Consider the following 7,558-nt stretch of genomic DNA (forward strand, 5'->3'; position numbering starts at 1 on the left):
ACTTCTGAAGATGTTCTCAAACTGATCGGCAATACACCGCTGGCAAGGGTCAAACATATGACCAACGGCAACGGTGTCAATGTCTGGGCCAAGCTGGAGTATTTCAACCTGACCGGCTCAGTCAAGGATCGTATGGCGCTTTATATAGTCGAAGACGCCGAGAGAAGTGGCCTGTTGAAGCCGGGCGGAACGATAGTCGAAAACTCCTCCGGCAATACCGGTTCGGCTCTGGCTATGATCGCCTCTATCAAAGGCTACCGATGTATCATCACCATTCCTGACAAGATGTCGACCGAGAAGATCAACCTGATGAAAGCCTACGGAGCGGAGGTGATCGTTACGCCGACCGATGTTCCGGCTGATTCACCGGAAAGCTACTACTCAGTCGCCCGTCGTCTGGCCTCGGAGATTCCAGGCGCATTCTATCCGGATCAGTACAACAATCCGAAAAACATAGAAGCTCATTACATGACTACAGGGCCGGAAATCTGGGAGCAGACCGGGGGCGCGATCGATTATTTCGTGGCCGGGATCGGAACCGGCGGAACTTTGAGCGGTGTGGCCAGGTATTTGAAGGAGAAGAATCCGGAGATAAAAATAATCGCGGTCGATCCGATAGGGTCGGTTTTTTATCCCTATTTCAAGACCGGTGATATCGGCCATCCGCATGTCTACAAAGTCGAGGGTATCGGCGAGGATTACCTGGTCAAAGCGGTTGACTTCAGTTTAATTGATGATATCATTCAGGTCGATGATAAAGAGTCGTTTCTGACCACTCGTCGCCTGGCACGCGAGGAAGGCTTCTTTGCGGGTGGATCAGCCGGAAGCGCGATCTATGCCGCCCTCAAGGTGGCAGAGACAGCCGAGTCCGGCTCCAATATCGTTGTGATTCTGCCCGATCATGGTACCCGCTACCTGAGCAAGATCTACAATGACGAGTGGATGAAAGAAAACGGCTACCTGTCTGACAACGGCAATGGAAACGGGGATAAATCATGAAGTTCGAAACACGCGCGATTCATGCCGGAGAAGAACCGAATTTGGCCGAGGGCGGGACCGGCGATGTAGTCAGCCCGATTCACCTGGCTTCGACATTTGCGAGAAATGAAATCGATAAACCTCCCCGGGGACTGGAGTATTCAAGGTCGGCAAATCCAACCCGTAACGCGCTCGAGGCAAGATTGGCGTCACTGGAGGATGCCCGTTATGGCATCTGTTTCGCCTCCGGCCTGGCGGCCACCACGACCGTGATTCTTTCCCTTGTGAAATCGGACCAGCACGTGGTCGCCTTCGATGACCTCTATGGCGGTACGCGCAGGCTTTTTACACAGGTCATTAATGATCACTTCAAAATCGAGGTCAGCTATATCGACGCGCGTGAGGTGTCCAATGTCTCAAGTGCGATCAAGGATAATACCGCCCTGATCTGGCTCGAAACTCCCACCAACCCGCTTCTTAAGATCTGCGATATCGAAGCGATTTCTAAAATAGCCAGAGAAAAAGGGATTCCGCTGGCGGTCGACAATACCTTCATGAGCCCCTATTTTCAGCGTCCGTTAAACCTGGGCGCAGACCTTGTGATCCACAGCACGACCAAATATCTCAACGGTCATTCCGATTCTGTGGGTGGCGCGGTTGCAACTTCCAATGACAGCATCCATGAGAAAATCCGCTTTACGCAGAATGCCGCCGGTGCGATCCTTTCGCCGTTCGACAGCTATATGATCCTGCGCGGGACCAAGACCCTGGCGTTGCGTATGGATCGTCATGAGCACAACGCTCACAAAATCGCAGAATACCTGGAGAACCATGATAAGGTCGCGAAAGTGATCTACCCCGGGCTGAAAAGCCATCCGCAACATGAGCTGGCTAAAAAACAGATGAGCGGATTCGGCGGTATGGTTTCATTCGAATTGAAGACCGATCTGAACGGGGCGACTAAATTTGTCGAGAGTTTGAAATTGTTTACGCTTGCGGAATCACTCGGATGTGTGGAATCATTAGTGGAGCTTCCGGCAGTGATGACTCATTCCTCGATCCCCAGAGAGGAGCGTGAGAAGACCGGTATCTCCGATGGTCTGGTACGGATTTCAGTCGGCCTGGAAAATATCGATGATCTTCTGGATGATTTGTACGAAGCATTGAATAAACTCTAATCGATCACCCTTTCTCCATCTCTCTGATGACCGCCTCTGCAAACTGTGTGGTATCAGCCTCCCCGCCGACATCGCGAGTGGTATTTTTGCCTTCCTGGTATACTATGCTGACAGCGTTGTAGATCCTGTCAGCGGCCTCATCTTCATTGAAATGACGAAGCATCAACAGGGCCGAAAACAGCATGGCCGACGGGTTGGCGATATTTTTACCGGCGATATCCGGCGCGGACCCGTGGACCGCCTCGAAGACCGCGTATTTGTCGCCGATATTGGCTCCCGGCACGAGACCGAGTCCGCCCACCATGCCTGCCACCAGGTCACTTACGATGTCGCCGTAGAGATTGGAGAGAAGCAGTATATCGAACTGGTTGGGATCCATTACCAATTGCATACACAGGTTGTCGATGATTTTGTCGTTGAATTCGACTTCGGGGAATTCCTTGGCGATTTCCGTAGCGCTGTCCAAAAACAGGCCGTCGGATAGCTTCATGATGTTGGCTTTATGTCCGGCGGTAACTTTTTTGCGCCCCATCTTCTGGGCGTATTCGAACGCGAAACGGGCGATCCGACTGGAGGATATGGCGGTGATGACTTTGATCGACTGCGAGATCCCGGGAGCGATGACATGCTCGATGCCGGAGTAGAGATCCTCTGTGTTTTCGCGCACAATCACCAGATCGATATCATCATAACGGCTGTGCACTCCGGGGATATTGTGAACCGGACGGAGGTTGGCATAGAGCTCAAGCTCTTTACGCAGGGAAACATTGGCGGAACGGAAACCCTTGCCGACTAACGTGGTCAAGGGGCCTTTCAGGGCCACACGGTTTTCCTTGATAGAATCTAAAAGTTGATCAGGGCAGGGGACACCATGTTCGGGCATCGCCTCCAGGCCGGCCACCTGTCTATCCCAGTCGATTTTTACTCCGGATGCCGCAATGATGTCAGTTGTCGCTTTGGTAATCTCAGGCCCGATCCCGTCGCCGGGAATCAATGTCACTTTGTAGTTACCCATATCTCAGTTCCTTCCACAGTCGATAGTCAGCTCCAGTATACAAATTTGATTGGTATTATAATATATAAAATAGCTGGAAAGTTTCCGTCCTCTTAGAATTTTTTGAGATTCAGCGCGCTAAAAACGGGATTCATTTGTTTTCATTTCGCAGAAACTGATGTAATTCATTAATCCTGTTGAAATATCGGTCTGGGTTCGTATATTGTATAGTGGAACTGACGGGGGTGGTCCCGGTGGACCTGAGATCATACCCCTTGAACCTGATGCGGATAGTACCGCCGTAGGGAGTTCGATGGGTTCATTTTTGACATTCTCGAGATTCCAGCCACCTGCTCTCCCCGACGAATTATCCGCTCTAACTCGGGATTTCAACCGTTATCCCCGGGTTTTTTCGAAGGAGTACTGCCATGACACAACTTGAATCCGCTTTGCAGAATATAATAACCGAGGAAATGAAGATCGTGGCTGCCGATGAAAACATCGACTTAGAAGATCTTCGCCGTATGGTCGCTATGGGCGTGGTTGTGATCCCTGCCAATCCGAACCATATCAACCGTCATCCCTATGGTATCGGTCGACCGCTCAAGGTAAAGATCAATGCCAATATCGGTACCTCGCCCAAAAATGTCAGTCTCGAGCATGAGCTTATGAAGTTAAAAGTCGTCGAGGAGCTGGGCGCGGAATCGATCATGGACCTGAGCACGTCGGGTGATCTGAATCATATTCGCAGTGAGATCATCGCGAATTCAAAAATTCTGGTCGGGACCGTCCCGATTTACCATGTGATCGAGAAGAATTTCGAGGATTTCACGAAAGTTACCGCTGATTCAATCCTCGAAGTAATCGAACTGCACGGTAAGCAGGGTGTGGATTTCATTACTGTTCATTGCGGGATCACCCGGGCCGCCTTACCATTGGTCAGAAAAAGGTTGACCAAAATAGTATCCCGAGGAGGATCATTCCTGGCGGCCTGGATGAAGCTTCATAAGCGGGAGAATCCGCTTTTTGAGCGCTACGATGACCTGCTTGAGATAGCCCGCGAGTACGATATGACGCTCAGCCTGGGCGATGGTCTCCGGCCGGGTTCGCTGGCTGATGCTACAGATGAAGCACAGTTACATGAGCTCAAGGTGCTCGGTGAGTTGACAAAAAGAGCCCGTAAAGCAGGTGTGCAGGTGATGGTTGAAGGCCCCGGTCATGTGCCCCTGGATCAGATCGAGAAGAACATGAAACTTCAGCAGGAAATTTGTGCCGACGCGCCTTTCTATGTGCTGGGACCTTTGACAACCGACTGCGCTCCGGGTTATGATCATATTACCGGGGCGATCGGGGGTACCCTGGCGGCATATTACGGGGCATCGTTTTTGTGTTACGTCACCCCTGCAGAGCACCTGCGTCTGCCCTCGATAGAAGATGTACGCGAGGGGGTAATCGCCTCGAAGATAGCCGCCCACAGCGCGGATATCGCCCGCGGAAACCGCCATGCAATTGAATATGACCGTGAATATTCAAAAGCTCGTACGGATTTCGACTGGGAGAAAATGTTCACCATGGCAATCGATCCGGTGAGACCCCGCATCTATCGTGAGGACAGCACCAATGTCGGCACCGAGGAATGTTCGATGTGCGGTGAGTTCTGCGCACTCAAGATGCTCGACCGCGATAAACCTAAAGTCTGATCTGCTGTATTGTTGCAATGGTACCATAATTAAAGCGCCGCATATTTGTACGGCGCTTTTTTTATTCAATTGAAGTTCTGTTTACTTGATCAGTCTGAAACATGCATAAGCGTAAAGACATAGGAACTGGTCAAATCGAAGATGACCTGCTCCTTGCTCGAACCTCCATGGCCGGATTCGACTTCTTCATAGAGCCAGACATCCTTGCCCAGTTTTTTGAGCACAAAAGCGAACCGCCGTGAATCGGAGGGCGGTACACGAGGATCGTTAAACCCGGTCTTAAACAGGATCGGGACATCGACATCATCGGCATAATTAATCGGGGAGAGCTGTTCGAGCAAGTCAGAACCGGATTTGCCGTATTCAAGTTCGTAGCCCTTGATAAACGACTGAACGCCGGTGTATTCGAACATATGCTTGAAGTCGGAAATGGCGATCTGTGAAACCACGCAGGCAATCTTGTCGGACGCGTGGGTGGCCAGCCAGTTGACCGTGTAACCGCCATAGGAACCGCCCCAGATAGCTATCTTGTCCGGATTGGAGTAGCCTTCATCGATCAGGTAATCAATAGCACCTTCAGCATCCTGTAAGGCTTCAAATCGGCCTTCACGATTGTCGGCTTCCTCCCAGGCCGGACCATAACCGGAGGAACCACGAACATTGGGAAACATGACCACGAATCCACGGCTCAGGGCAAAGGCGATATTGCGCTGAAACCAGGGACGACTCTGCATCGGCGGACCACCGTGGTAGCTGATGATTGCCGGGTTGGTGCCATCTTTTTCAATATCTTTGCGCTTGTAAATCAAAGACGGCACCATCGTACCGTCCTCGGACTCGTAGCGAATCACGCGCACATCGATATCCGAGAAATCGAAGCCGAAAGTCGAAACCTCACCGACTTTTTGGATCTTGTCTTCACCAAGTTTGAAGGTGAAGACCGTGGGAGGAGTTTTCGGCGAGGAAAAACTGAATACATACTGGTTGTTGGCATTGCCGGTCAGGGCCGGGTTGGTGATTTCATAGATAACACCGATCGGGACTTCCGGCACCGAGAAATCATTGCCATACAGCTCGAAACCCTTGAGCATCGAATAGCCATCCTTGTTGAGTGTGGCGATGACCACACCATTGGCGGGATTGTAATGAAATCCGTCGGCCGCCATCTTGGGATCGTAGACGACTTTCCATTTTTTGGGTTTATCGAGGTCCATCAGGCAGAATTTCATAAATTCATCTTGTTTGGATTTAGCCGAGGTCAAGGCCAGCACCTGGTTGTTTTCGACGAAAGTCGCGCCATAAAACTGGGTCCAGTCGGACAACTCGGTAACTTCATCAGTTTTGAGGTCGACCATGGCAAGCTGAACCTCTGAAAATGATTTGTAGCGCACAAACATTAACTTATCGTCTTGATAATCGAGAGGATAAACCGAGCCTTCTTCATAGTAAACCGTATCGAGCTGTTCGTTAGAGATAGTGTAGCGAGCGAAATGGATATTGGGGCCTTGCATGAGATACAGGAAAAACTGGTCGGGATTCTCGCGATCCAGAATTACGCCGGTGTAGCGACGGTCACGGCTGACCAGCAACGGTCTGAATTTGCCAAAACGATCGAAATAGTGCAAATCATGCATCTCGTCGCCGTACTTGTTGGTTTTGACGATTATATAATCGCCCGAAGGATGGACATCGTAACCGGATATAATAGTACCCTCATTGGGCCAGTTGTTGGGCGTGATTTGAATCGGCCAGCCCATCGGCTCGTCAACATAAAAGAGCGCGCTCTGCTCGCCTGTCAGCCTCATCATGAAATAGATCCTGCCGGTGTTATCGATCTGCGGGCTGGTGATCAGGTCGATCCCGAGCAGGAAGGAGAGGTCCTTTTCGACTTCCTGCCAGTGCCTGGAAGACTGAAGCATATCCAGTGCGGCCTGGTTTGTGCTGTCGATGAATTCCATTATCCGCGCGGTATCTGTCGTAACCCAGGGATCGACATCTTCCAGGATATCTGAGATCTGCTCCGGATACTGGGCGGATGCGAACGTGAAGCTGAATGCTATAAGCGCCAGACACATTGTGATTATGCGAAAACTCATTTAACCTCCAGTGTTTTATCTGGTTAATTTCCTATGTCTGTAAAAAAGCAAAAATTCCCGATCGAATCAACCGAATAAAAAGCGGTAAGACTAAAAATGGGTTGACATGCGAAATTATTCTTCAATATATTTGACAAAGCGCCGTATATGTATATATTTGCGCTGTTATTTTGGCTGGGGGTGTAGCTCAGTGGTAGAGCATCTGCCTTTTAAGCAGAGGGTCGAAGGTTCGATCCCTTCCACCCTCACCAAATTTTGACATTAGATCTTTTGATAAATGCGCCATTAGCTCAGCTAGGCAGAGCAGCTGACTCTTAATCAGCGGGTCCGGGGTTCGATTCCCTGATGGCGCATTTTTTTATTGCTACCTGCCTCCAATCAATTCCCGTTTGACATCCGGCTTGAAATAATCTAATTCATGAAATAAAAAAACGGGGACATAATATTGTCCCCGTCAATTAACTGCAATCTGTTTTCGTTTTAGCGTTCGCTGGTCATGATAAACAGCGGTTGCATTTCGAAGCTCTTGTATTCCGGGCGCAGACGGCTGATATTATAATGCTTGTCGATATTGACAAATTTCTTGGTACTGGTGACCACATCGATCGGGAC

At 50.2% G+C, this 7,558-nt stretch carries 5 protein-coding genes, 2 tRNA genes and 1 riboswitch; of the genes, 5 read left to right on the top strand and 2 right to left on the bottom strand.

Annotated elements, in window-relative coordinates; genetic code table 11:
- Both GF404_05900 and GF404_05905 read left to right on the top strand, forming a co-directional pair.
- On the top strand, positions 1 to 999 hold a 999-nt coding region (locus tag GF404_05900; GenBank protein MBD3381715.1), incomplete at its 5' end, for a pyridoxal-phosphate dependent enzyme.
- Complete coding sequence (locus GF404_05905; GenBank protein ID MBD3381716.1) at positions 996 to 2,156, top strand: cystathionine gamma-synthase; 1,161 nt, start codon at positions 996 to 998, stop codon at positions 2,154 to 2,156. The genes GF404_05900 and GF404_05905, both read left to right, overlap by 4 nt.
- Before the next feature lie 4 nt (positions 2,157 to 2,160).
- Here GF404_05905 and GF404_05910 read toward each other — a convergent pair whose 3' ends face one another.
- Entirely contained in the window at positions 2,161 to 3,171 is a 1,011-nt protein-coding gene (locus tag GF404_05910) for an NAD-dependent isocitrate dehydrogenase (GenBank protein ID MBD3381717.1), read from the bottom strand.
- A 210-nt stretch (positions 3,172 to 3,381) separates the two neighbouring features.
- Positions 3,382 to 3,475, top strand: a riboswitch (TPP riboswitch).
- A gap of 103 nt (positions 3,476 to 3,578) precedes the next feature.
- Here GF404_05910 and thiC point away from each other — a divergent pair.
- Positions 3,579 to 4,850: a phosphomethylpyrimidine synthase ThiC gene (gene thiC / locus GF404_05915; GenBank protein ID MBD3381718.1), complete on the top strand. Its 1,272-nt coding sequence runs from the start codon at positions 3,579 to 3,581 to the stop codon at positions 4,848 to 4,850.
- 89 nt (positions 4,851 to 4,939) lie between these two features.
- Here thiC and GF404_05920 read toward each other — a convergent pair whose 3' ends face one another.
- Positions 4,940 to 6,946, bottom strand: coding sequence for an alpha/beta fold hydrolase (locus GF404_05920; GenBank protein MBD3381719.1), 2,007 nt, complete (start codon positions 6,944 to 6,946; stop codon positions 4,940 to 4,942).
- A gap of 176 nt (positions 6,947 to 7,122) precedes the next feature.
- Between GF404_05920 and GF404_05925 the strand changes: the two genes are divergently transcribed.
- Positions 7,123 to 7,197: transfer RNA gene (locus tag GF404_05925), tRNA-Lys, on the top strand.
- Positions 7,198 to 7,225: 28 nt separating this feature from the next.
- Positions 7,226 to 7,299, top strand: a tRNA-Lys gene (locus GF404_05930).
- Positions 7,300 to 7,558: the final 259 nt, after the last annotated feature.

The organism is Candidatus Zixiibacteriota bacterium (genome assembly GCA_014728145.1).
Taxonomy (GTDB): Bacteria; Zixibacteria; MSB-5A5; order JAABVY01; family JAABVY01; genus WJMC01.

Excerpts from the sequence above, each read along its gene's own strand:
- GF404_05905 (MBD3381716.1), top strand. The coding sequence starts at position 996 with ATGAAGTTCGAAACACGCGCGATTCATGCCGGAGAAGAACCGAATTTG.
- GF404_05910 (MBD3381717.1), bottom strand. The coding sequence starts at position 3,171 with ATGGGTAACTACAAAGTGACATTGATTCCCGGCGACGGGATCGGGCCT.
- thiC (MBD3381718.1), top strand. The coding sequence starts at position 3,579 with ATGACACAACTTGAATCCGCTTTGCAGAATATAATAACCGAGGAAATG.
- GF404_05920 (MBD3381719.1), bottom strand. The coding sequence starts at position 6,946 with ATGAGTTTTCGCATAATCACAATGTGTCTGGCGCTTATAGCATTCAGC.